The organism is Bartonella schoenbuchensis R1, from assembly GCF_002022685.1.
Classification (GTDB): domain Bacteria; phylum Pseudomonadota; class Alphaproteobacteria; order Rhizobiales; family Rhizobiaceae; genus Bartonella; species Bartonella schoenbuchensis.
Genome location: NZ_CP019789.1, coordinates 1,044,744 through 1,070,077, shown reverse-complemented (window position 1 = coordinate 1,070,077; position 25,334 = coordinate 1,044,744). Strand labels below are relative to the sequence as shown.

The window sequence follows — 25,334 nt, the reverse complement described above, 5'->3', positions numbered from 1 at the left end:
GGACAGGTTCATTTATTTTTTCGAAAAGAGTCTAAAGAAACAACATCAGCACTTTGTTTGGTATCATTGTTTGAAGGTTCTTTATCCCTTTTGGGATTCTGTGTTTTTATGAGCTCATTTTCTGTTTTTTGTTTGTTTAAAGAAATATCGGGTGTATGTGGAGCACTTTCTGGATTTTCATTTTCTTCAGAAGTGAGATTAGCAGGCAAATCAAATGCTGCTTCAAATGCCGCTACAGGGTCATAAAAAACTTGAATGGAAGCAAAAGGAATAATTAATTTTTCAGTAATTTCTCCAAAGGATAAAGTAACTTCAAAAGCAGTTTCTGATACGTTCAAGTCTCTAAATTGATGTTGTAATACGATTGTCATTTGATCAGGGTAACGACTTTTGAGTCGAGAAGAGATTTTTACTGCTGGTGCCTTTGTTGAAAAGGTAATAAAAAAGTGATGATTACCCGGAAGACCTGCTTTAGCCACTTCTAACAAAACTTTGCGGATAACTCCACGGAGCGCATCCTGAACGAGAATATCGTAACGGATTTGATCTTGAACCATTGAAGTTTATTCCTTTTAATTTATGCAATTATTGAAGCGCAAGTAATATAGTGCAATGAAACGTTTTTTAAAGCTGGCAATGTTTTTCTACCACATATTTGATAACAATTCGTATATCTTGTTTGTCAAAATAAATACTTATAAAAGTGAAGGCTTCTGTTGCCAGGTGCCTCCGAACCCCGCTTAAACCTGCGACGGTTTAAGGCTTAATTTGAAGCCTTCGCACTGCTTAAGCAGCGAGACGTGCTTCCGCATAGTTGTCGTTTGCAACTACTAATTTAGTCCGATGACGGTGGTACAATGCCGAGTAAAAGAGCAATCTTTACACCCTTGTCGATCCTATTTCGCCCCCACCAAAATATAAGCTTGTTGATTATATTTTGGTGGAGGCGCCGGGTACCGCCCCCGGGTCCAATGAGTTTATTCCATTGTCCGTTTATTACCATAGCTGGAAAACCAGCACTTTTAAATATAGATGAAGAACAGTCTTTGGGAAAGGGGGGAATTGTTAATATTTTAAATCTTTTCATTATTGATAGGTTTCAAGATTTTATAATGTGATTGTAAAATGTAATTGTTCATTCTTAGTTTTATGTATGAAATGACACATAATTTAATAGGGTAACTTATATAAAACGATTTTGATGAGGTAAGCTAAAAATGGCTTAGATATCGCTTAGCTTTGCCTATAGGAACTAAATGCAGCCATTTTCTGCTGGATAAAAGAGAGCGTGAAGTGAATTCAAAACTTATTGGGTGATAAAAACAAAGCACTGAAATGGCTACTACAAAAGTGGTGGTATGATATTGGGAAATCGTAAAAAATTATACAGCTTTTTGTTATAGTTACTAGAAAAGCAAATGCACTTGATGAAATTTTAATGTCAAGTTTTTATAGAACAGTCAAAAAAAGCCCGAGAAAATCGGGCTTTTTAATCGATCTTTTTAAAAAATGAAAAACTTACTGGATTTCATCTTTTTGAAGATATCCATTTTTTCGAGGATCTGGCATCAAAACAATTGCGATGAATGCAATTATCATCATACCGGTTATATAAAAATAGAAGACAGATCCATATCCAATATCTTTTAATCCAAGTGCTACAGATTCAGCAGAACCACCAAATAGCGCGTTAGCAATGGCGTAAGATAAACCGACCCCTATTGCACGAACTGAAGAAGGGAACATGTCTGCCTTTATAATACCAGAAATGGATGTGTAGAAGCTTAGAATGCATAGCATTCCAATAATAATTGATAAGGCAACCCACATATTGTCGGTATTACCAATTATTTTAAGTCCGGGAATGGTGAAAATGACAGATAAAAGACTCCACATAAAGAGTGAAGCTTTTGTTCCAATTTTGTCAGCTAAAGCACCAAATGCTGGCTGGAATAACATAAAAACAAAAAGAGCTATTGTCATTATGGTTGTAGCTGTGTGCTTGTCAAACCCGCTGGTAGTGATCAAGTACTTTTGCATATAAGTTGTATAGGTATAAAATGTGAGTGATCCTCCAGCTGTAAAACCAATAACCAAAAAGAAAGCTTTTCTATGGTTGCGCAGAAGTTCCATAAGGCTACCTGCTTGTTTTTTAGAACGACTTTCTTCAGTGGTTGTTTCATGAAGAGTACGACGTAAAAAAATCGCAACAATCGCTGCTAGTCCACCAATGGCGAATGGAATGCGCCAGCCCCACGCTTTTAACTGATCTTCTGTAAGATAAAGCGCCAGAATAAATATAACAAGGCTAGCTAGAAGCTGACCACCAATCAGTGTAGTATATTGGAAAGAACTAAAAAAGCCCCGGTGATTTTTAAGAGCAACTTCACTCATATAAGTTGCTGTCGTACCGTATTCACCACCAACAGAGAGTCCTTGAAGCATACGAAGTAAGAGAAGAAGAACTGCTGCTGTTACTCCGATAGTTTCGTATGTGGGAAGTATAGCGATTAAAAATGAACCTCCGCACATCATAAAAACAGAAATAAGCATTGAACGTTTGCGGCCATAACGGTCAGCGATGTAACCAAAAAGCCATCCACCGATTGGACGCATAAGAAAACCAATGAAAAAGACTGCGGCAGCTTTTAAGAGTTGGGCAACAACATCACCATCTGAGGGAAAGAATTGCGACGCAAAGTAAATAGAAGCAAAGGAGTAAACATAAAAGTCATACCATTCTACCAGATTACCTGATGCACTAGATACAATAGACATGATACGTTTTTTGTATCATGTGCTGCTAAAGTTACATTATTTTCCATATTATCCCTCTTGAGTTCATATTGGCTTATTTCCTTCTACAGCATTTTATCTTTTGCGTCATCAAAATTTAAATCGCATAATAATAATTTCCTGTAAAAGGTGATTTTTGGTTTATTTGAATTGTGTTTTTATGAATTTTAAAATTTCAATTTCCTGTAAGAAGTAGAATCAGCCATAATACTTTTATGAAAGTTTACCTTGATCTTTTATCCCATGTTTTAAGCAACGGTGTTGATCGTTCAGATAGGACAGGTGTGGGAACGCGATCGATTTTGGATATCAGATGCGATTTAATTTGCAAGCAGGATTTCCACTTTTAACAACAAAAAAGTTGCATTTGCGTTCAATTATTTATGAACTTTTGTGGTTTCTTAGAGGTGACACAAATATTGCGTGGCTAAAGGAACACGGCGTATCTATTTGGGATGAGTGGGCCGATAAAGATGGAAATCTTGGTCCTATTTATGGTTTTCAGTGGCGTTCTTGGCCTGCACCTGATGGGCGCTATATTGATCAAATTAGCAATCTTTTAGATACGATTAACACAAATCCTGATTCGCGTCGTTTGATTGTATCAGCGTGGAATCCTGCATTAATAGAAGATATGGCTTTACCACCTTGTCATTGTTTATTCCAATTTTATGTTTCTGATGGCAAATTGTCATGCCAACTTTATCAGCGTTCGGCAGATATTTTTTTAGGGGTTCCATTCAATATTGCTTCTTATGCGTTATTAACGATGATGATTGCTCAAGTTACTGGTTTGAAAGTGGGGGATTTTATTCACACTCTTGGCGATGCTCACCTTTATGTTAACCATTTTGAACAGGCAAAACAGCAATTATCCCGTACACCTGGTGTTTTACCTGTAATGTTTATAAATCCAGAAGTAACAGATCTTTTTTCTTTTAAATTTGAGGATTTTAACTTGCTTAATTATGAAGCTCAACCCCATATCAAAGCGCCGGTGGCAGTATGAAGCTTCCAATTTATTTAATCGCGGCTGTTGCCCAAAATGGTGTTATCGGTTGTGAAGGCACAATGCCTTGGCGTTTATCAACAGATTTGCAGCGTTTTAAGGCTTTGACTTTGGGTAAGCCCATTATTATGGGGCGAAAAACTTGGGATTCTCTTGGGCGTCCCTTACCAGGGCGCACAAATATTGTAATTACGCGTAATCGTACTTTTACAGCTGAAGGTGCTGTTATTGCTCATTCTTTGTCTCAAGCTTGTGATATAGCACAAGAGGCGGCCACTCAAAATGGTGCAGATGCAGTTTTTATTATTGGGGGTGGTGAAATTTTTCAACAAGGATTAATGATTGCTCATAAAATATTCTTAACAGAAATTTTTGCATCTATTGAAGGTGATAGTTTTTTTCCCATTTTTGATAAAGAAAAGTGGACTATTATTGAAACACAATATATTCCACAAGGAGACAAAGACAATTATCCGACGCGTTTTGTAATTTATGAACGGCAGTAGCCATTTAAATGAAAGAATTTATCGATTAATTGTAAACAGGTCATAGACCTTCTATAAGGTCAATGGTTAAGTTTTGAAAATGGTTGGTTGTGATTCATAGCACTAATTAAAGAGGTGATGATGCCCTGGACAAATCAAAATGGCAGTGGCCCATGGGGCGGCGATAGAAATAAACTTGGTGGTGATAAAAAATTACCGCCTAAGAATCCTTTTGGTTCTGGTGGCAATAACGGCGGTGATAATAGCTCTAATCTTGATGATATTCTGCGTAAAGGGCAGCATCAGCTTAAGCAGTTTGGTGAGAGTGGTATTTTTATTGTGTTATTTTTGCTTGCTGTTCTTTTTTGGCTATTCCAATCTGTTTATATTGTGCAGCAAAATGAACAAGCAGTAGAGTTGCGCTTTGGTGTTCCTAAAGCAGGTATTGTTGGTGATGGTTTGCATTTTCATTTTTGGCCAATTGAAACCTATATGAAAGTGCCTTTAACGGAAAAAACAATCGCAATTGGTGGTCAGTCTAATCAGACGCAACAAAGTGAAGGTTTGATGCTTTCAAGCGATCAGAATATTGTTAATGTAAATTTTTCTATATATTATCGGATTTCAAATCCTAGCCAATTTTTGTTTAATGTGAGCGATCAAGAAGGAACAGTACGTCAGGTTGCTGAAAGTGCAATGCGCGAAGTGATTGGGTCACGACCTGTTGATGATGTTTTACGCGATAAGAAAGAAGAAGTGGCTGATGATGTCAAAAAGATTATTCAGTTGACTGCAAATAAATATCAACTTGGTGTTGAAATAAATCGTGTATCAATTAGTGAAGCTGCTCCTCCTACTAAAGTTGCTGCTGCGTTTAACTCTGTCCAACAAGCAGAGCAGGAGCGTGGGCGGATGATTGAGGAGGGTAATCGTGTGCGTTTTACTAAGATTGGCTTAGCTAATGGTGAAGCTTCACGCACACGAGAAATTGCAAAAGGTGAAAAAGCACGGATGATTGAAGAAGCAACGGGGCGTGCTCAACATTTTCAAGCTATAGCTCGTGAGGCTGCAATTGCGCCTGAGGCTGTTCGCTACCGTTTTTATATGGAAACAATGGGGCGTATTCTTTCTTCACCTAATAAATTAGTTTTGAATCAAACAGATTCTCCAGTAATACCTTATTTACCACTGAATGAATTGTTGCGTAATTCATCAGAAAAAACAGCGACAACATCAACACATTCCTCATCATTATTGGGGTCTAGTGTTTCTGGAGGGCGTTAATTATGCAGCAATCTCGTTTCTTTTTATTTTTGGTGTTATAGTATTTGCTCTTGTTACTTTATGGGCATCTATTTTTATTGTTTATCCTCGTCAGCAGATGGCGATTAAGCGTTTTGGACAGATCGTAAAAGTAGAATCTGATCCTGGTATTTATTTTAAGGTCCCTTTTTTGGATCAGACAGTTGTTATTGATAACCGGCTGTTGCGTTATGATTTGCCTACACAATCTGTGCAAGTGCGTGGTGGTGCCTATTATGAAGTGGATGCATTCTTTATCTATTGCATTACGGATCCTAAATTGTTCTTGCAACGCATTGCATCGGGTCGTCCACACATTGCTGCACGTGAAAATCTTGCACCACGTTTTATTGATGCTTTGCGCGCTGTTTACGGTAAAAGAGAATTCAAAGCAGCTTTATCGGACGAACGTGGAGCAATGATGGCTGAGGTACAACGACAATTTTCTGTAGATGCAGGTTCGTTGGGTATTACCATTGTTGATGTGCGTATTCGTAAAACCGATTTAACTGATGCTGTTTCTGAAGATGTATATCGGCAAATGGCGGCTGAACGTGAGGCAGCTGCAGAAAATATTCGTGCTCGTGGTCAACAAGAGAGAGATCGTATTGTGGCAGAAGCTAACCGTGAATATGAAGAAATTGTAGCAGCAGCAAAACGTGATGCTGAAATTACACGTGGTGAAGGGCAGGCTGAAAGTATTCGTCTTTTATTAAATGCCAGAAAAACCAATCCATCGTTTTATGATTTTTGGTTAGCGATGGAACAGTATAAGAATTTGGAGCAAACTTCGATAGTGATTTCACCAAAGGAGGATTTCTTTTTCTATTTCCGTAATTTACCGCAAACAAAATCAAATGTTAGCACTGATGGTTGATATGGGGTAATAAAACTGATAAAAAAATGAACGAATAGATCACAGCTGTAGACTTTGCTTTTTCATTAAAAGCTTAACGTGTGGCCATTTTCTTTTATGATGAAGTTTGTATGGTATTGTAACGAACATGTTAGTTTTGCAGAAATGAATTTGATAATGCTTTTTAAGCATTGAGCAAACGCATGTTATAGGTAGAAATATGTTACTGAAACGCTTTGTCACGGTAATCATTATCTGTATGGTTTTGTTTTTATTAAGATCAGCAAGTTGGTCTAATGTTGCTTTACAAAAAGATATATCATTATCAGTTCCTGATTTAGCTGCTACCCTTTTGGATACAGTCGTAAATATTTCTACTACGCAAATAGTTGATGGGACTGAGCAAGATGAACATACTCCTGCTCCTGTTATTTCGAAAGATTCATTACTACAGGAGTATTTTGATGATTTTTTTACACCAAAAGATGGTCAAGAGGGTAGTCAGTTTCAAAAAGTACGTTCTCTTGGATCAGGTTTTGTAATTGATGCTCAAAAAGGGCTTATTGTTACAAATTACCACGTTATTGTGGATGCTGATGATATTGAGGTTAATTTTACTGATGGCACAAAGCTAAAAGCAAAATTACTTGGAAAAGATAGTAAGACGGATTTAGCTTTACTCCAAGTAACACCAGGAAGCAAAAAATTAACAGCTGTACGTTTTGGTAATTCAGAAAAAGTACGTATTGGTGATTGGGTTATGGCTATCGGTAACCCTTTTGGTTTTGGTGGTAGTGTAACGGTTGGAATTATTTCTGCACGTAATCGTGATCTTAATGCTGGTCCTTATGATAATTTTATTCAAACAGATGCAGCAATTAACCGAGGAAATTCTGGGGGTCCATTATTTGATAGAAATGGTGAAGTGATTGGCATTAATACAGCAATTGTTTCGCCTTCTGGAGGATCGATTGGGATTGGTTTTGCCATACCATCTGATATGGCTATTTCTATTATCAATCAATTGCGTGATTTTGGGGAAGTAAGACGCGGTTGGTTGGCTATTCGTATTCAACCTGTAACAGATGATATTGCAGAAAGTTTGAAATTGGACCAGGCTGTTGGGGCGTTAGTTGCGGGTAAAATCGAACATGCAAAAGTAGACAATAGTCAATTACATGTTGGTGATGTTATCCTTTATTTTGAGAATACCAAAATAAAGAATGCACGTGATTTACCGCGTTTAGCAGCAGAAAGCCCTGTAGGGAAAGTGGTGAATATTACAGTTTTACGTGATGGACAGGAAAAAACAGTAAAAGTTAAACTTGGTCGTTTAGTTGAAACTGATTCAGATGAAAATAAAGAGGAAAAATCTGATAAGAAAAAAGTAACGCAGATCCTACTATAATGCAACTTATGGGGATGACATTATCGGCACTTAACTCTGATTTACGCCAACGTTATTCAATTGCTGATAAGCTTAATGGATTAGTTGTGACATCTGTAGCACAAGATAGTGCGGCTGATAAAAAACGTATTCGTGTTGGTGAAGTAATAGTTGATATCAATCAAAGTGCGGTCACAACAGTTGATGATGCTAAAAAACGTTTTCATAAATTACGTGAAGCAGGGCGCAAAAACGCTTTATTTATTGTTGCTCGTCCTGATGGAGAATTGCGATTTGTAACAATCCGAATGGATTGATGTTTTGCAATGCCTTTGTTTTCATTATAAAAAATAATTTTTATAAGGCAGTGCTTTTATGCGTAATGCTGATTAAAAAGCTATTATTGTTTATAGATAACGCAGTGATGTTAACAATATCTGTATGCAAATTCTAATTTTTTAGCCCATTTAGAATATATTTTATCGTAATTGAAATTCATACCTACAAGAAAAAGTTTTTATAGAGAGTAGTTTTAATTTATCTATTAATCGTAATGCTTTAATCTTATTTTAGAATTATCGTATTGCTTGTTTTACCTTTTTAAAGGAATAAAAATACCGTTACATTAGCTTTTTCTCTTTATTTAAATGTATCAATGCTTATGTGTTCACATTTTGAAAAATTCTATTTACAACGTCATAGGTAAATACTGAATTCAATATTAATGATGAGCATTGCAATTAAGTGATTGATTAATGGATATAAAAGGCTTCCATTCATGACACAGAGAATGGTTACATTGATAGCTGGTCCAACAGCAAGCGGAAAGTCAAAACTTGCATTAAAAATAGCTCAAGAAAAAAATGCTATTATCATTAATACTGATTCTATGCAGATTTATGATGTGTTGAATATTTTAACAGCAAGGCCAACAAAAGCTGATACTTTGATTATTCCACACTATCTTTATGGTTATGTAAGTCCCACTTTTAACTATTCGGTAGGGCAATGGTTGAGCGATGTTGAAAAGCTTTTAAGCTCATTTCCGTTGAAACCACTTATTTTTGTCGGGGAACAGGGCTTTATTTTCGTGCGCTTTTAGAGGGGATTTCAAAAATCCCTTCTATTCCAGATGCTATACGAGAAAAATGGCGAATGCGACTTTATAAGGAAGGAGCTGAAAGTCTTTATCGTGAGTTATTGCAGGTTGATGCTGTTCTTTGTGAAAAAATTGCTCCACAAGATGGACAACGAATTGTTCGTGCTTTGGAAGTTTATGAATCGACAGGTAAGAGATTAAGTTGGTGGCAAAAGAAAAAAACAAAATCCTTAATTGCGCAAGATTGTTCAGAGAAAATTCTTCTTATTCCCCCACGTCAATTACTTTATGAACGCATTAATGAGCGGTTTAACCATATGGTTGAAAGAGGAGTGTTAGAAGAAGTAATTGCTATGAAGAAGCTCATGCTTTCTCCTTTACTACCAGCGATGAAAGCTATAGGGGTACGTGAACTTATGGCTTATTTAGATGGGTATAAAAGTTTTGAAGATGCTATTGAAGAAGCAAAAATGCAAACCAGGAGATATGCAAAAAGGCAAATGACGTGGTTTAATAACCAATTTGATGACAAATGGAATCTCATTTATTCATAAAACGAAGAGTAGAAAAAATATCAAAATCGTTTAAGGAAAAGAGAATATTTTGAATGAAAAATTTTTCAAAAAGCAATTTTTAATTGACGAATAACATTAATGAAATTAAAATCCTCATCTAAGTACTCTTATCATAGTTGCTTATAAAGATAAGAAGTTCGATTTATGATATTTTCTCCTTATATGCTATAGGCTCCTTTGGGGCCTTTTTTGTTATGCTGTAGAGTAGGCGAGTAGAAAAAATGACAGATCATCCAAGAACAAAAGAGAGAGCAGATGGGAAGATAATGTCAGGGGCTGAAATGGTAATTCAGGCTCTCATTGATCAGGGGTTGAACATATTTTTGGTTATCCTGGTGGAGCTGTTCTTCCTATCTTTGACGCGATTTATAAACAAGACTCATTTCAACATATTTTAGTGCGTCATGAACAAGCGGCAGGTCATGCGGCAGAAGGCTATGCACGCAGTACCGGAAAAGTTGGCGTTATGCTTGTAACTTCTGGTCCGGGAGCAACCAATGCTGTAACTCCTTTGCAAGATGCATTGATGGATTCTATCCCTATTGTTTGCTTTTCTGGTCAGGTACCTACAACTTTGATTGGAACAAATGGTTTTCAAGAAGCGGATACAGTTAGTATTACGCGGTCTTGTACTAAACATAATTGGCTTGTTAAAGATGTGAATGATCTTGCACAAATTATTCATGAAGCATTTCATATTGCTCGATCTGGACGTCCAGGGCCAGTTTTAGTTGATATTCCTAAAGATATTCAATGTGCTTCAGGTGTTTATAGGGCGCCTCAAACTATGACATCTACACATTATCATGCCCAACCAAAAGACGATGCAAAAGCTATTAAACATGCTGCTTCTCTTTTAGCAGAAGCTAAACGGCCTGTTATTTATTCTGGTGGTGGTGTTATTTCATCAGGACTTGAAGCTGTACGACTTTTGCGTGATTTAGTTCAATTGGGAGATTTTCCGATCACTTCAACATTAATGGGGCTTGGTGCTTACCCTGCTTCTGGCAAAAATTGGCTTGGAATGCTCGGAATGCATGGAACTTATGAAGCTAATATGACCATGCATCATTGTGATGTCATGTTAGCTCTTGGTGCACGGTTTGATGATCGTGTTACTGGGCGGCTTGATGCATTTGCACCTCATGCGCGCATTATACACGTTGATGTTGATCCTTCTTCTATCAATAAAATAGTTAAGGTAGACGTTCCTATTATTGGGGATGTCGCCTATGTTTTAAAAGATATGATACAATGTTTGCGTACACTACAACCTGTATTGAATAAGAAAAGTCAGGATGAGTGGTGGACACAAATTAATCAATGGCGTGCTCGTAATTCATTAGTATATGTCGAGAAAAAAGATGTTATTATGCCGCAATATGCCCTTGAACGGCTTCACGCTCTTACCAAAGATGCCAATACTTATATTACAACTGATGTTGGGCAACATCAGATGTGGGCTGCACAATATTGTCATTTTGAGGAACCAAACCGTTGGATGACTTCTGGTGGTCTTGGAACAATGGGGTATGGTTTTCCTTCTGCTATTGGTGTTCAAATTGCACATCCTGATGCACTTGTTATATGTGTTTCTGGTGATGCTTCAATTCAGATGAATATTCAAGAACTTGCAACAGCAGTTCAGCATAATACACCTGTAAAGGTTTTTATTTTGAACAATCAGTATATGGGTATGGTCCGCCAATGGCAGCAATTATTACACGGTAATCGTCTTTCTAATTCTTATATAGAATCGATGCCTGATTTTGTTAAATTGGCGCAGGCTTATGGAGCAGTTGGTATTTGTTGCTCAAAACCAGATGAACTTGATGATAAAATTCAGCAAATGATTGATTGCGATAAACCGGTTTTATTTGATTGCCGTGTTGATAATTTAGAAAATTGTCTTCCTATGATCCCATCTGGGTGTGCACATAATGATATGCTGTTGCCTGATGAGGCCAATGATGAAGTAGTTGCTAATGCTGTTCCTGTTACAGGAAAATTATTCGTATAAAGAGTTTGAAATCTATTATATTCAATTGAGAATTTTATTTCAGCGTATTTCACTATTCGTGATCATGATTTAATAAAAATTAGTATGCCGGTCTTAAGTTGATAATAAGCCGGATTTTTAAGCGTATATCATTGATTTGTTTTTAGAATATGGAGATTATTGCCATTTATTATATGTATTGGTTTGACTGTTTGTCGGTTAATTGGAATATTTTTCTTCAACAAGAATAGGCTTAATTAAAGGAGTATAGGCGGTGGATTAGGTACAAGCTTTGTAATGGTGAAAGTATTTTGTGTAAAATTAGTATGACGATGGATTATTTTAATTTTTAAATTATTGAAAACCTATCTAACATTGATCAATTTGGTAAATGCTCTACGTTTTTTGAAGTTTATAAAATATACTAAATTTTGGTTCAAAAATGAGCTGAGATTTTAAAAACACCATAAGGATAAGCTTATCTTTGATAATAGTTTTTATTTTCAAAATGCTTGCTCTTTTTGTGCGAATCTTGTCTTGATAGACCATGCAGTTTTCATCAGAACAAGATAATGCGCTGAAGGCTGTAGCCGCGTGGTTGAAAGACGGGACCTCTCCTGTTTTTCGCCTTTTTGGCTATGCAGGAACGGGAAAAACAACACTTGCTCGCTATTTTGCAGAAACAATAGATGGTTCTGTTCAGTTTGCTGCGTTTACAGGTAAAGCAGCACAAGTTTTGCGTTCTAAGGGGGCAAGTAATGCTCGTACTATTCATTCATTGATTTATTGTCCTCGTGGTGAGCAAGAAGTTTCTGATGAAGTCACAGGTAAAACATCTATAACACCAACATTTTCATTAAATCGACAAAGTCCAATTGCGCAGGCCAAGCTTGTTGTTGTGGATGAATGTTCAATGGTAGATGAACAATTAGCACGTGATTTGATGAGTTTTCGCACGCCAATTCTTGTTCTTGGTGATCCAGGTCAGTTGCCTCCCATATCAGGGGGCGGTTTTTTTTCTAGTGGTACACCAGATTTTCTTTTATCAGAAATTCATCGACAAGCGTATGACAATCCAATTATTCGCCTAGCTATGGATGTACGTGAGGGGCGTGATATTGCTTATGGAGATTATGGGCTAGCGCGTGTTGTTAAGCGCAAAGAGCTTGATCAACGATTGGTATTAGATGCTGATCAACTTTTGGTAGGGCTGAATCGAACGCGCTATCTTTATAATAGACGTTTTCGTGAATTAAAGGGGTTTATAGAAAAATATCCGCAGGTTGGAGACAGGCTTGTGTGTTTGCGCAATGATTCAACAAAACGTTTGTTGAATGGCTCTTTGTGGACAGTTATGACTTCAAAGAAGGAACTTGTTAAACCAGGGATTCATCTTCTTGTTAATTCGGAAGAGAGTGAATGGGGAGTTGTAAAAATAAAACTTCTCAAAGCAATTTTTGAAAATCCTGAAGATGAAATTTCATGGCAAATAAAAAAGAGATACGATGACTTTGATTATGGGTATGCGTTGACTGTTCATAAAGCTCAAGGATCTCAATGGGATAATGTGGTTTTATTTGATGAAAGTTTTGCATTTCGTGATATGAATGCATGTTGGCTTTATACGGGGATTACGCGCGCAGCAAAACAGTTAACAATTGTTCGATAGGATGAAAAATAATTTTTATTGCCTGATTTTACAGGGAATTGTATTTTTCTCTGTCTTTAAAATTTAATAGAAATGGAAGTGTGTATGGCAGTAAAACTTTCAGTTAATCTCAATGCTGTTGCTGTTTTGCGTAATCGGCGCCATCTGCCATGGCCGAGTGTTACAGATATTGGGTATAAAGCACTTACAGCAGGTGCAGCAGGGTTGACGGTTCATCCACGACCGGATGAAAGACACATTTGTTTTTCCGATTTACCAGATATACGTTTTTTAATTAACAATAATTTTCCCACTGCTGAATTTAATATTGAAGGTTATCCAAGTGATATGTTTTTAGATATGACAGAAAAATATGCTGATCAAATTACACTTGTGCCTGATGATCCAGCTCAGTCGACATCCGATCATGGTTGGGATTTTTCTAATGATGCGGAGTTTTTAATACCTATTGTACAACGCTTAAAGAAAAAAAAATTCGTGTATCATTATTTGCTAATCCAGTTGTAGAAGGTCTTGATATTGTTAAAACGATTGGTGCTGATCGTGTAGAGTTTTATACTGGAGCTTATGGTGGAGCATTTAAAGATAAGGAAAAACAGAAGCAGGAGTTAGATAAACTTGTATTGGCGGCCAAAAAAGCCAGAGAGTTGCAATTAGGTATCAATGCGGGACATGATCTGACAGTTTCTAATCTTCCTGCTCTTGTTGATCGAATACCTTGGCTTGATGAGGTTTCCATTGGTCATGGGCTTATCGCTGATGCGTTAGAATATGGAATACATGAGACTGTTCAGCGTTTCACCCGTTTATTAGTATAAATTTTTACTTATATTAGTTTGTTAATGTGGGGTAAAATTTTCTTGTAAATCGGAAAAATTGCTTGTTTTTATGATTTATCCAAAATCATAGTCATTAGAAAATCGTGATTGATATTATTTGCGATTTAATAATTCTATTCCAAATAGTGAATTGAATGTTCATTTTAGGTTAAAATAAGCCTTTAACAAGTGTAGAATCAAAATGTTACAATGTGTTGAATGCACTGTTTATGGTTGACGTAAATATTTTATTGTATAGCCGGTGTTTTTATAATTGTTATCAGTCGTTTAACATGGTATTTCCTTATTTAACCTGAAAATAAAAGTAAGAAATAAGCTTTTAAAAATTATTTTTGTTAAATAAGTGGAACTATACAAATGATTATCAGTCATTTTAAAGAGCGGTTGTATTTTATCGTAGGGTAGGTGAGATTGGTTTTAATACCAAAGTATGACTAGGTTATCATGTTTATTATGATTTTTTACTATTTATTTTGAGATCTAAATATATTTTAAAAAAATTCTTCGAATTTATAGCTTTGTTGTTTGCAATATGCGAATTTAAAAATTATTCAATTACCGTCTTATTGTGAGTGGAAGTTTGAGCATTTGTAAGGTGCAAAATACGTAGAGTGGTTTTTTACTCTTTGTTTATTTGAGTGAAAGACATTTAAGCTTCAATTAAAATGTAGATATAAAGGAATATTTTCATGCGTGTTTATTATGATTGTGATGCCAACGTTAATTTAATTAAAGAAAAAAAAGTAGCAATTATCGGTTATGGTTCACAAGGACGTGCACACGCGTTAAATTTAAAGGATTCTGGTGTTCAAAATATACAAATTGCTTTACGTCCAGGATCGGCAACGGCTAAAAAAGCCAAAACAGATGGTTTTAAAGTTGTTGATGTTTCTCAAGCAGCACAGTGGGCAGACCTTATTATGATGGCAACACCTGATGAGTTGCAGGCTGATATTTATAAAGAGCATGTCCATAATTATTTGCGCGATGGGGCGGCGATTGCTTTTGCTCACGGTTTGAATATTCATTTTGGCTTGATTGAGGTTAAGGAAACCATTGATGTTGTGATGGTTGCTCCCAAAGGTCCAGGCCATACAGTGCGTGGCGAATATCAACGCGGTGGTGGTGTTCCTTGCTTAATTGCGATTGCACAGGATGCTTCAGGTAATGCGCATGATGTGGCGTTGTCTTATGCTTGTGGTATTGGTGGTGGACGTGCCGGTGTGATTGAAACAACTTTTAGAGAAGAATGTGAAACAGATCTTTTTGGTGAACAAGCTGTTCTTTGTGGTGGGCTTGTTGAGCTTATTCGTGCAGGTTTTGAAACATTGACAGAAGCAGGTTATGCACCTGAGATGGCTTATTTTGAGTGTTTACATGAGGTTAAATTGATTGTTGATCTCATTTATGAAGGCGGTATTGCAAACATGAATTATTCAATTTCCAATACAGCTGAATGGGGGGAATATATGTCTGGTCCACGCGTAATCACTGATAAAACCAAAACAGAGATGAAACGTATTTTAAGGGATATTCAAACAGGTAAATTTACGTCAGATTGGATGCAAGAATATAAAGCTGGCGCAGCCCGTTTTAAAAGTATTCGACGTTTAAATGATGCACACCCTATTGAAGAAGTTGGTAAGAAACTACGCGCTATGATGCCTTGGATTAGCTCTAATGCTTTGGTTGATAAGGAACGTAACTGAGTTTTATTGGGTTATGCGTAAAAAAGCTTCAATATAAAACTGGGTAACAAGAACTCTTTTTTATGATGTGCTTTTACGCATAACCTTTATTTTTTGTGTCTGATAAAATTCTTCTTTCCAAATATAAAATACATAACAGTTAAGAAAACAAACCAAAGTGATGTGTATTTTAAAGCTGCTAAAGTATCGGATTCTAACGTCAATAAAGAGATAATAAAGGCGAAGAAAGCCAAAGTAACCCAGCACATAAAAACACCTCCTGGCATTTTATAGGTAGATGCATCATGTTGCGTAGGGTAATTGCGGCGGTAAGTAATATAGCTGATTAAAATCACGGACCATACAAATATAAATAAAATTGCTGAAATGGTTGTAACGATTGTAAAGGCACCTATAGCAGTTGGAGATAACGATGAGAAAATGTAGCCTAATAAAATGCACAGGCAAGAGAAGACTAATGCATTGGCTGGAACGTGATTGTTGGAAAGTTTTCCTAAAAAAGCAGGAGCTCCCTGTTTAGTAGCAAGGCCGTATATCATACGGCTAGTAGAAAAAATACCACTATTTGCAGAAGATGCTGCTGATGTGAGAACGACAAAATTAACTATACCAGCAGAGATTGGAATACCAGCAAGTAAAAACATTTCTACAAATGGACTTTTATCTGGAACAACTTGATACCAAGGTATGACTGACATAATCACAACAAGAGAGAAGATGTAAAAGAGTACAATACGAATAGGTATTGAGTTGATTGCTTTTGGTAATATCTTTTCAGGTTCTTTGACTTCAGCTGCAGTTGTTCCGGCCAATTCAATGCCAGTAAAAGAAAAAATAGCAATTTGAAATCCAGCAAAAAATCCGGTGATTCCTCGAGGAAAGATATTTCCATCATTCCATACGTTACTAAGAGAGGAAACAGTGCCATTTGGGGAAGTAAAACCGATAAAAACCATATAAAATCCAACAACAATTAATACCAGAATTGCTATGATTTTGATAAGACCGAACCAGAATTCAAGTTCACCAAATAATTTTACGGCTACGAGGTTAAACATTAAGAAGAAAAGGATACAAATAGGAACGGGAATCCATGGGTTGAGTGTAGGCCACCAAAATTGTGCATAACTAATGATAGCAATAATATCTGCAACTCCGGTTACAATCCAGCATAACCAATAAGTCCAACCAATAAAAAAACCAATAGTCGGCCCCAATAGTTCGGATGAAAAGTCCATAAAGGATCGATATTGTGTATTAGAAAGTAACAATTCTCCCATAGCTCGCATTACAAAATAGAGAATGCAACCAATAATGGCGTAAACTAGTATAATTGAGGGGCCTGCAACGCTGATTGTTTTGCCTGATCCCATGAAGAGACCTGTTCCGATAGCACCACCAATAGCAATAAGTTGCACGTGGCGATTATCTAATCCACGTTGTAATTCCTTTTTATAATCTTCAGCTAAATTTGGTTTATGGTCCATTTTTAGGAGATCCCCTTTATTATTTAAGACTAAATTACGCTAACAAAAAGACAATTTCGCATATGGAAGCATGATACAAGTGAGTCGTAAAGTAGAAAAACACTTTCAATAACTTTAAAGGTCAGTGGTTCATAGAGAAGAAAAGTGAATATAGTGGTATAATATTGGTAAAACTCATCAATTTGTTTAAATAGAACAATGGAAGTTAATCTATAAACTTTAGGATATTACTCTTAATAAAGTAATTGGTATTTTGTAATATAGCAATTTACCAATTACTTTTGTAAAGCAGGCTAATGGTTGATAAAATAAGCGTGAAAATTTGTTATTCAAGTGATAACTGTAATTATGTTTTCTACACAAAAGGAACATGATTATAGCCGTTTTACTTACTATACTTTTTTATGAGTGAAGTTTGTTGGTAAAATGAGTGTGTGCTGAAATGAGTTATAATCAACAAATTTTAATAAAAATTAATATGGCCTTATTTAAACATTCGTAAATATGTTTTCAATGTTAATTTATTTTTATTGAGAAAGTTTATTGTATTTATAATTTTTTCATAGTGTCTAGTTTGCTTATATTATTTAATATAATGGCGATTCTTATAAAGTATTTTTGCTATAAAATTTAAAAGAGAATGATAGAGAACAGGTACAATGAATATTGAAAATTCTTGGTAATGAAATGGGAAGGAATTTCAATTTTAAATAGAAATTTTGTGATATTATCACAAAATTTAGCAATAAAATCTTATAGAATAAATGGTGGGTGATGAGGGAATCGAACCCACGACCCGCTGATTAAGAGTCAGCTGCTCTACCGACTGAGCTAATCACCCAGGGTTCTTACAAAGAAGAGAATGAGGGGTTCTATAACGTTCCTAGAGGAGGATGTCTAGATGGTCTCATTGTTTTTTGTAAGATAAATAAAATCTGTAACTAAACCAGTAAGGCATATAAGCTTTATATAGTATTTTCTCTTGATCTTGTACAAAAATATCCATTATAAGATAATTCTACTAATAAATGTTCTAATTATCTATGCAGAACGGTGCTAAAGGATTGTCGAGCGTAATGCCCGAACGAAATTCAGAAGAATTTTCTTATAATATCAAGCGATGTAAGCTTTTCTTTCACGGTATGAATCTTGTCAACAATCATATGAATTTAAGTAATGCCTTGTGGCTACCTGCTTTTGGGTGCAATTTATTTGCATTCAATGTTATCGATCAATTGTGCGAATGAAAGCTTATGAATTTATTTCATCAACGATGCGCATTTAAGTTTTTTACAACATTTTCAAAGGATGAACTATGATGGAATGGGTCATTGATCCCCATGTGTGGTTTGGTTTGGTTACGTTGATTTTCCTCGAAATTGTTTTAGGAATAGATAACCTTGTTTTCATTGCAATCTTAGCAGAAAAATTGCCATTACATTTGCGTAATCGTGCACGTTTGGTAGGTTTAACTTTAGCATTAATTATGCGGCTTTGTCTTCTCATGGTTATTGGCTGGGTAATGAGTCTTGATAAAGTAATTTTTTCTATTGCTTCCTTTGGTTTTAGTTGGCACAGCCTCATTTTAATGAGTGGTGGAGCTTTTTTGTTAGCAAAAGGAACGCTGGAGTTACATGAAAGATTGGAGGGGGCAGCACATGAAAGGAAAACTGGTGTTATTTATGCTGTTTTTTGGCAAGTGATTGTTCAAATTGTTGTACTTGATGCAGTGTTTTCTCTTGATAGTATTATTACTGCAACAGGCATGATTGCCAGAGATCAGGCAGTGGTTATGTACATAGCGGTTGTTGTTGCAATGGGTGTAATGATGTGGGGATCTGGCACCATTATGCGTTTGATTAGTCGTTATCCTACTATTGTCATTCTTTGTCTTGGTTTTTTAATGATGATTGGCTTTACTCTCATTGTTGAAGGATTGGGCTTTCATATTCCAAAAGGTTATTTGTATGCAGCTATAGGTTTTTCAGTTCTTATTGAGTTTTTGAATCAAATTGGGCGTCGTAATCGTGAAAAGATGGTTACAACAAATGATTTACGTGAGCGGACAGCCGATGCTGTGTTAAGACTTTTAGGGGGAGGAAAAAAAGACGGTAATCTGAGTGAGACTGTAGATGTCATTGTTGAACAAGCAGCTATTTCTGAGCTTTTTCGACCAGAAGAAAAAGAAATGATACGTGGTGTTTTAGATTTGGCTGATCGTCCTGTGCGCTCTATTATGTCACCCCGTAATGAGATTGAATGGTTGGACTTGAACGGCAATGAGAGTGAGATGCGTGAAGAATTGCAAAAAGTTAAACATAGCCGTTTAATTCTTGCGCGCGAAAAAGTAGACGAATTTGTTGGCGTTGCTTTAACTAAAGATCTGCTTTTAAATTGGGCTGAAGATCAAAAGATTAATTGGCAAAGAGCTATGCGTGAACCACTTGTTGTTCATGAAAATACGAGTGTTTTACGATTGATGGAGCAATTACGCCATTCTTCAATCCAGCTTGCGATTATTGTGGATGAGCATGGATCTTTTGAAGGTATTGCAACACCGACGGACATTCTTGAGGCTATTGCTGGTGATTTTCCTGATGATGATGAAGAACCTGTTGTGGTGGAACGACTTGAAGATGGAAGTTTTCTTGTTGAGGGGTGTGCAGATATTCGCCATTTAAGTAGTTATCTTGAGCGTGATTTTGTTGATGAGGCAGACCGTTATACTACGCTTGCGGGATTTATGCTTTGGCATTTTGGCCATTTACCAAATGAAGATGAAAGTTTTGAAACTGAAGGTTTGTGTTTTAAAGTGATTGAAATGGACCGTCGAAATATTTCTAAAGTGCTCATCTCTCCCCTTAATTTTGTAGCAAAAGAAGTAATGGTTTAGAAAATAAAAAGAATAGCCAATTTTTTATTATTGCTTTTAATAGGCTTATACAAATTTATGAATATATAAAAGTATAGAAGTATTAAAAAGATTTATATTAAAAAAGTAGTATTTATTCCGTTAATTTCTGTATATTTATGTAAAGAATAATTACTGATCAATACATTATTATAAGGTTATAAATATTATTTAAATTAAAATTGATATCTATAATCGTGAAAAATATACGTTTATTTTAGTATATCGTTTATATTGTGCATTTATAGGGAAATCGAGTAAATACACTGATTTTAATGTTAGTTAAAATTAGCACAATTCTTATTATTTGTTTGAATGCAAAAAAAGTGAAGTGAGTTTAGGTTTTTCAAGTTAGGTATGCTGCGTTCGTTTTCGATATTGGTGAATCTCAAAAATTGCTACAAAGAATAGTGAAATGATAAGCGGTATAATCAAATAGAGCATTCTAAATACAATAAGTGCTGCAATAACATTAGTAGGATCTATTTGAGGCATACCTGCCATGAATAAAGCTTCAAGTACACCTACGCCTCCTGCAGGGGCATTAGAGAGCAGGGTAATGGTAAAAGACGCTAGGAAAACGCCGAGTACAGAGATAAAACAAATATCAGTATTATGTGGCAATACGGCATATATAATTCCCGCTGCTCCTAAAAGTTCTAATGGGCTAATCAGAAGCTGTTGGATGACAATTTTAAGCCGTGGATAAGAAAGTTGAATTTTTTTGCTGATGTATAAAGGTTTTAACTGAAACCAACTGCCGAGAGTGTATAGCGCTATAAAAGCGAGTAAAATTACGCCAATTATTGTGCCAAGCCATATGGGAAGATCTTCGTAAATGAGCGTGATAATTTCAGGATGCAGAATTAAAACGATGCCAGAAAGCAAGATTGTGCCAATTACAAAAGTAAAGGAGCAAAAGCCAACTAATATTGCAACTTCTGTTCCACTTAACCCTTTCATTTTATACGCACGGTAGCGTACAACAGCACCAGAAAAAACTGAAGCACCGATATTATGTGAAAGCGCATAAGTGGTAAATGAACAGATGGCGATAAATACCCAGGAAATTTTACGACCAAGATGTTGCAAAGCAATTCGGTCATACCCAGCAAGAGCTGCATAAGCGATGAGTGAACAAAAACAGGCCAGTAACCACTGATGTACCTTTAAATCGGCTAAACGATCCAGTACATCAATTAGAAAAATAGTTGATAGCTTTATATAAAGAATACGGATTGATATCAGCATTGTTAGGATGCCGATAAATGGCCATATAAATTTTTTTAATTTCACACTTTTTTATCCATTTCCGGGTTTTTATTCATGACTTTTGGGCACATAATTCGTGATTATTCGTCTTAGATTGCAAATCATTGTTTTGCTAAATTTTCCATAATCTCGAGTGCTTTTTTGTCATTATCATTACAATGGCTACACATCAATTAATAAAACAGGCTGTTTTTGTTGTAAGTAGTGTATAAGCTTTAAGTTTGGGTATATTGGTTGCGCATTATCCTACTTCAATAGTACAATAACATCTTTTTGTATATTTCTAAATATTAGTTGCATCAATAATTTCTTGTTTTATGGTATTTTTTGCTAATTGTTTCTATTTTATCTGCAATTATTCTACTGGCAAAAATATTTTTATTCTTTATTTGAAATCAAAGACTTACCTTTGTTTGTTAAGGAAAATCGCAAATCTGTTTGCCAATACAGTTGTGATTACTCATCATAACATGACTGATTTTTTAAATAGTGAATAGAAACTCTAGGCTAGAATTTTCATTAATATTAAGAATTATTTGCGTATTTCATAAATTTACGTGAAAATTTCTCTAAATATTTTTAATTTTGCCAAGGTTAATGAAAACGGAAAGATTTGAGCACAAATAGAAAAAGTTGTTTTTGCAAAGATCAAATCATAGAGGCATTATTCAAGAAGTTCTAAGTTTGAATTTAATTTTGTGGGGATAAAAAATTTTCTAAAAACTACAGTCCATAATCCAGCTAGGAACGTAACCTTAAAAAATAGCAAATGCCATTTTGTATAATGATAACAGAGGTTGTTAATGGCTTTGATAGATACAAGCTTTTAACAAAAATGCACTTCAACACCAAATATCAAAAAGTAACAAATCTTCCAATGAGTTGATTGATAAAAAATGGAATTCTATTTTAGAATTGCTTGTATTTGGTTATGTAATAATAATCCTTAGAGAACAAATATCTCGCCAGTAATGAAATACGTAAATGATAAGTAATTATTTCAAAAAGAAATGCTCAACATGAATCCAATAACAATAATTGTAACTGGTAGCATATCATAGAGTATAATTTTTTGAGATTTTTTGGTTGTCTAAAACGATTGTATTTTTATAGGGAGAGAAAAATGGCACGTCATATGAATTGATGTGCCAATTATGGTTTATTGGGTTTTATTATTTATGCCTTCTCTTTTATTTTGCTTATACCCCAGTTACTTAACAATAATAGAATAGGAGCTGCAATAAAGATAGAAGATAATGTAGCAATAATAATACCAAAGACCATAGGCAATGCAAAATTATAGACAGCACTTCCACCCCATAATGCCATAGGCAACATAGCTAATATTGTAGTGGTTGATGTGAAGACACAGCGTGTAAAAACTTGATTAATCGAGAGGTCTATCAACTGATACATAGGCATTTTTTTATAAAGACGCATATTTTCACGCATGCGGTTATAAACAACTACTTTATCGTTAATCGAGTAACCAACAATCGTTAAAAGGGCAGCAATAGCGGTCAAATTAAAATCAAATTGAAACAAAGCAAAAAGACCAATCATTTTTGCGATATCAAGAATGAGTGTAACAATTGCTCCAACTGCAAAGAACCATTCAAAGCGCCACCAAATGTAGAGTGACATAGCAATTGCTGCTAGTATAACAGCAATAACACTAGCTGTAACAAATTCTTCTGAAATCTTAGGGCCAACAATTTCTATTTGATCAAATATAGTATCTGGGTAGATATTCTGTATGGCTGCCTTGACCTTATCCATGGCAACGGTTTGTTGTATTTCATCACCGTTTTGTTTCTGGATACGAATTAAAACTGTGTGTGCGTTATCAATATTTTGTAACTTTACTTCACCGATATTAAGGGCGGAAAGCGTTGAGCGCAGGGTAGCTAAATTTGCTGGCGCCTTTGTTGTTATACTCATTTGGCTACCACCAATAAAATCGATACCAAAATTCAAACCAGGTTTAAAGAACAGAAAAATTGAAGCAAGTGATAAAATAATTGAAATACCAATACCTATAAAACGGGCTTTCATAAAGTGGAAAGTTGTATTGTATAAGGTAAAGTCAAAGAAAGGTTGAATACGCAGCGTCTTTATTTTCCATTTACGGACAACCCAAACCATGATGATACGCACTATGGTGATATCAGTGAACATGGAGATAATAATTCCAAGTAACATTGTGATTGCAAAACCGCGAACAGGGCCATTACCAAACCAAAAAAGTAAAATGGTTGCAATAATAGCCGTAACATTGGCATCAACAATGGTCGCAAAAGCTTGTTTAAATCCACGATCTAAGGCAGCAAAGGCGCTGACACCTTTGCGACTTTCTTCTCGAATACGTTCATTAATCAAAATATTGGCATCGACAGCAATGCCAATACCCAAAATAATACCGGCAATACCCGGCAGTGTGAGTGTAGCACCGAGAAGACTTAATGCTGCAAGTGTCAAAATAGTATGTAGCGCTAGCGCTATGTCGGTGATAATGCCCCAAATGCCATATAGAAGAAACATGAAAATGGCGACAAGAACAAAGCCTATAATTCCTGTATAAAGTCCCATTTTAATAGCGTCTGCACCAAGATCTGGGCCTACAGTTCTTTCTTCAATAACAATTAATGGTGCGGGCAAAGAGCCAGCTCGCAGTAAAGCAGCAAGGGTTGATGCTTCTTTTATATCAAAATTTCCTGTGATTTGACCTTGTCCATTAGGGATAATGCCATTAATGACAGGAGCGGTCAAAACTTTGTTATCAAGAACGATTGCAAAGGGACGGTTAATGTTTTTACGTGTTATTTCCGCAAATATTTTAGAACCAATTGAATTCATGGTAAATGAAATAATAGCACGCCCTGGCATTTGCGGGTCAAAACCTGCGCGTGCATCTTTTAGTACATTTCCATCCAAAGCAATTTGATCATAAATTGCAAAATGTTGATTTTCATCAGTATACCCAGGAAGAATTGAAACACCTATAGGCGGGGTGTTTACATCCACATTGGAAGGAACAAGATGGAAGGTCATTTTTGCGGTTGTTCCTAGAAGATCACGTAATTGTTTTGGATCTTGGAGACCAGGCAATTGAACCATAATACGATTAGTTCCTACTTTTTGAATGGCTGGTTCAGCTACACCTATTTGATCAATACGTCGGCGAATGATTTCTAAGCTTTGTTCAACAGTGTTTTTAATACGATCCTTAATACCAGATTCAGTTAATGTTACACGGATATTCTCATTTTGAGTGCTAATAGTGATATCATTGGTTGTGGTGCCAAAGCTATTTTGTATCGGCATGATCAATGTTTCTAAAGCAGTAACGGCTTTTTGATTTTGTGTAGGATCGGAAATAACAATAATAATGTCATCTTCAATGATACGAATATTGGATGTACGGATTTTTTGTTCACGCAGTTTTGTGCGTACATTATCTAAAATTGTGCGTAATTGATCACGCTTTAATGTTTTTACATCAACTTCCAGTAAGAGAGAAGATCCTCCTTGAAGATCAAGTCCAAGCGTCACGTGGGTGTTAGGCAGGAATTTAGAGGTTTTAATTTGTTCTTGTGAGAATAAATTAGGTAATGCAACGTAAATGCCGCTTAAAAGGATAAGGCAATAGAGAGTGATTAGCCAGCCAGGTGTACGCATGATATATTCCAACTAATAGAACACTGTAAGAGTTATTGAAGTTAAGCGCGCAAAGTAAAATTAAAATGATAATTTTGCAGCTCAAACAACGAAAGGAGCATGTTAATTTAAAAAGTATTATTTTTGAAGACTATAACACCTTATATGAGCAATAATTATAGGATTTGAAAATATATTCAATGCCTGTTTAGAAAGTTGCAACAGGTCAATCATAGTGGATATAAGCTGTTATACATTTTTGTTTGTAATCATTGTGAAATA

General features: G+C 35.6%; 10 protein-coding genes, 1 tRNA gene, 1 other RNA gene and 7 pseudogenes. 12 read left to right on the top strand and 7 right to left on the bottom strand.

Features of this window, described 5'->3' with window-relative positions; translation table 11 throughout:
• Nucleotides 1–8: 8 nt before the first annotated feature.
• The 3 genes and pseudogenes from BscR1v2_RS04680 to BscR1v2_RS04670 form a co-directional block, all read right to left on the bottom strand.
• A complete protein-coding gene (locus BscR1v2_RS04680) occupies nt 9–557 on the bottom strand; it encodes an SspB family protein (protein WP_078689918.1) in 549 nt (182 codons plus the stop codon).
• Between the two features lie 145 nt (nt 558–702).
• Nucleotides 703–1,058: a transfer-messenger RNA gene (gene ssrA / locus BscR1v2_RS04675) on the bottom strand.
• Nucleotides 1,059–1,518: 460 nt separating this feature from the next.
• Nucleotides 1,519–2,825: pseudogene (locus BscR1v2_RS04670) on the bottom strand (MFS family transporter).
• 186 nt (nt 2,826–3,011) lie between these two features.
• Between BscR1v2_RS04670 and BscR1v2_RS04665 the strand changes: the two are divergent.
• The 10 genes and pseudogenes from BscR1v2_RS04665 to ilvC all read left to right on the top strand — a co-directional run bounded on the left by BscR1v2_RS04665 (nt 3,012) and on the right by ilvC (nt 15,725).
• Nucleotides 3,012–3,805: pseudogene (locus BscR1v2_RS04665) on the top strand (thymidylate synthase).
• A complete protein-coding gene (locus tag BscR1v2_RS04660; RefSeq protein WP_078689917.1) occupies nt 3,802–4,311 on the top strand; it encodes a dihydrofolate reductase in 510 nt (169 codons plus the stop codon). Before BscR1v2_RS04665 ends, BscR1v2_RS04660 begins: the two are co-directional and overlap by 4 nt.
• Before the next feature lie 120 nt (nt 4,312–4,431).
• Nucleotides 4,432–5,574, top strand: a complete 1,143-nt coding sequence (gene hflK / locus BscR1v2_RS04655; protein WP_078689916.1) for an FtsH protease activity modulator HflK — start codon at nt 4,432–4,434, stop codon at nt 5,572–5,574.
• Nucleotides 5,575–5,576: 2 nt separating this feature from the next.
• Nucleotides 5,577–6,469 (top strand): annotated as a pseudogene (gene hflC, locus BscR1v2_RS04650) (protease modulator HflC).
• A gap of 199 nt (nt 6,470–6,668) precedes the next feature.
• Nucleotides 6,669–8,152 (top strand): annotated as a pseudogene (locus BscR1v2_RS04645) (Do family serine endopeptidase).
• 461 nt (nt 8,153–8,613) lie between these two features.
• Nucleotides 8,614–9,488 (top strand): annotated as a pseudogene (gene miaA / locus BscR1v2_RS04640) (tRNA (adenosine(37)-N6)-dimethylallyltransferase MiaA).
• Between the two features lie 242 nt (nt 9,489–9,730).
• Nucleotides 9,731–11,529 (top strand): annotated as a pseudogene (locus BscR1v2_RS04635) (acetolactate synthase 3 large subunit).
• A gap of 526 nt (nt 11,530–12,055) precedes the next feature.
• Complete coding sequence (locus BscR1v2_RS04630; protein WP_078689915.1) at nt 12,056–13,177, top strand: ATP-dependent DNA helicase; 1,122 nt, start codon at nt 12,056–12,058, stop codon at nt 13,175–13,177.
• A gap of 84 nt (nt 13,178–13,261) precedes the next feature.
• Nucleotides 13,262–13,995, top strand: a pseudogene (locus BscR1v2_RS04625) (pyridoxine 5'-phosphate synthase).
• A gap of 710 nt (nt 13,996–14,705) precedes the next feature.
• The gene (gene ilvC / locus BscR1v2_RS04620) at nt 14,706–15,725 is read left to right on the top strand and encodes a ketol-acid reductoisomerase (RefSeq protein WP_078689914.1); all 1,020 of its coding nucleotides are present in this window, start codon (nt 14,706–14,708) and stop codon (nt 15,723–15,725) included.
• A gap of 86 nt (nt 15,726–15,811) precedes the next feature.
• On the opposite strand, the gene cycA is transcribed toward ilvC, so the two are convergent.
• Both cycA and BscR1v2_RS04610 read right to left on the bottom strand, forming a co-directional pair.
• Nucleotides 15,812–17,212, bottom strand: coding sequence for a D-serine/D-alanine/glycine transporter (gene cycA, locus BscR1v2_RS04615; protein WP_078689913.1), 1,401 nt, complete (start codon nt 17,210–17,212; stop codon nt 15,812–15,814).
• A 765-nt stretch (nt 17,213–17,977) separates the two neighbouring features.
• Nucleotides 17,978–18,053 (bottom strand) — tRNA-Lys (locus BscR1v2_RS04610).
• Nucleotides 18,054–18,288: 235 nt separating this feature from the next.
• On the opposite strand from BscR1v2_RS04610, the gene BscR1v2_RS07995 reads away from it, so the two are divergent.
• Both BscR1v2_RS07995 and BscR1v2_RS04605 read left to right on the top strand, forming a co-directional pair.
• Nucleotides 18,289–18,459, top strand: a complete 171-nt coding sequence (locus BscR1v2_RS07995; protein WP_153301981.1) for a hypothetical protein — start codon at nt 18,289–18,291, stop codon at nt 18,457–18,459.
• A 68-nt stretch (nt 18,460–18,527) separates the two neighbouring features.
• Nucleotides 18,528–20,105, top strand: coding sequence for a TerC family protein (locus tag BscR1v2_RS04605; RefSeq protein WP_078689912.1), 1,578 nt, complete (start codon nt 18,528–18,530; stop codon nt 20,103–20,105).
• Nucleotides 20,106–20,474: 369 nt separating this feature from the next.
• Here BscR1v2_RS04605 and BscR1v2_RS04600 read toward each other — a convergent pair whose 3' ends face one another.
• Together BscR1v2_RS04600 and secD are read right to left on the bottom strand one after the other, a co-directional pair.
• The gene (locus BscR1v2_RS04600) at nt 20,475–21,419 is read right to left on the bottom strand and encodes a lysylphosphatidylglycerol synthase transmembrane domain-containing protein (protein ID WP_078689911.1); all 945 of its coding nucleotides are present in this window, start codon (nt 21,417–21,419) and stop codon (nt 20,475–20,477) included.
• A gap of 1,152 nt (nt 21,420–22,571) precedes the next feature.
• Entirely contained in the window at nt 22,572–25,073 is a 2,502-nt protein-coding gene (secD, locus tag BscR1v2_RS04595) for a protein translocase subunit SecD (protein ID WP_078689910.1), read from the bottom strand.
• Between the last annotated feature and the right edge of the window lie 261 nt (nt 25,074–25,334).

Bases quoted from the DNA above. Each gene is read 5' to 3' on its own strand.
- BscR1v2_RS04660 (WP_078689917.1), top strand. From the start codon at position 3,802: ATGAAGCTTCCAATTTATTTAATCGCGGCTGTTGCCCAAAATGGTGTT.
- cycA (WP_078689913.1), bottom strand. From the start codon at position 17,212: ATGGACCATAAACCAAATTTAGCTGAAGATTATAAAAAGGAATTACAA.
- hflK (WP_078689916.1), top strand. From the start codon at position 4,432: ATGCCCTGGACAAATCAAAATGGCAGTGGCCCATGGGGCGGCGATAGA.
- secD (WP_078689910.1), bottom strand. From the start codon at position 25,073: ATGCGTACACCTGGCTGGCTAATCACTCTCTATTGCCTTATCCTTTTA.
- BscR1v2_RS07995 (WP_153301981.1), top strand. From the start codon at position 18,289: ATGCCCGAACGAAATTCAGAAGAATTTTCTTATAATATCAAGCGATGT.
- BscR1v2_RS04680 (WP_078689918.1), bottom strand. From the start codon at position 557: ATGGTTCAAGATCAAATCCGTTACGATATTCTCGTTCAGGATGCGCTC.
- BscR1v2_RS04605 (WP_078689912.1), top strand. From the start codon at position 18,528: ATGATGGAATGGGTCATTGATCCCCATGTGTGGTTTGGTTTGGTTACG.
- BscR1v2_RS04630 (WP_078689915.1), top strand. From the start codon at position 12,056: ATGCAGTTTTCATCAGAACAAGATAATGCGCTGAAGGCTGTAGCCGCG.
- ilvC (WP_078689914.1), top strand. From the start codon at position 14,706: ATGCGTGTTTATTATGATTGTGATGCCAACGTTAATTTAATTAAAGAA.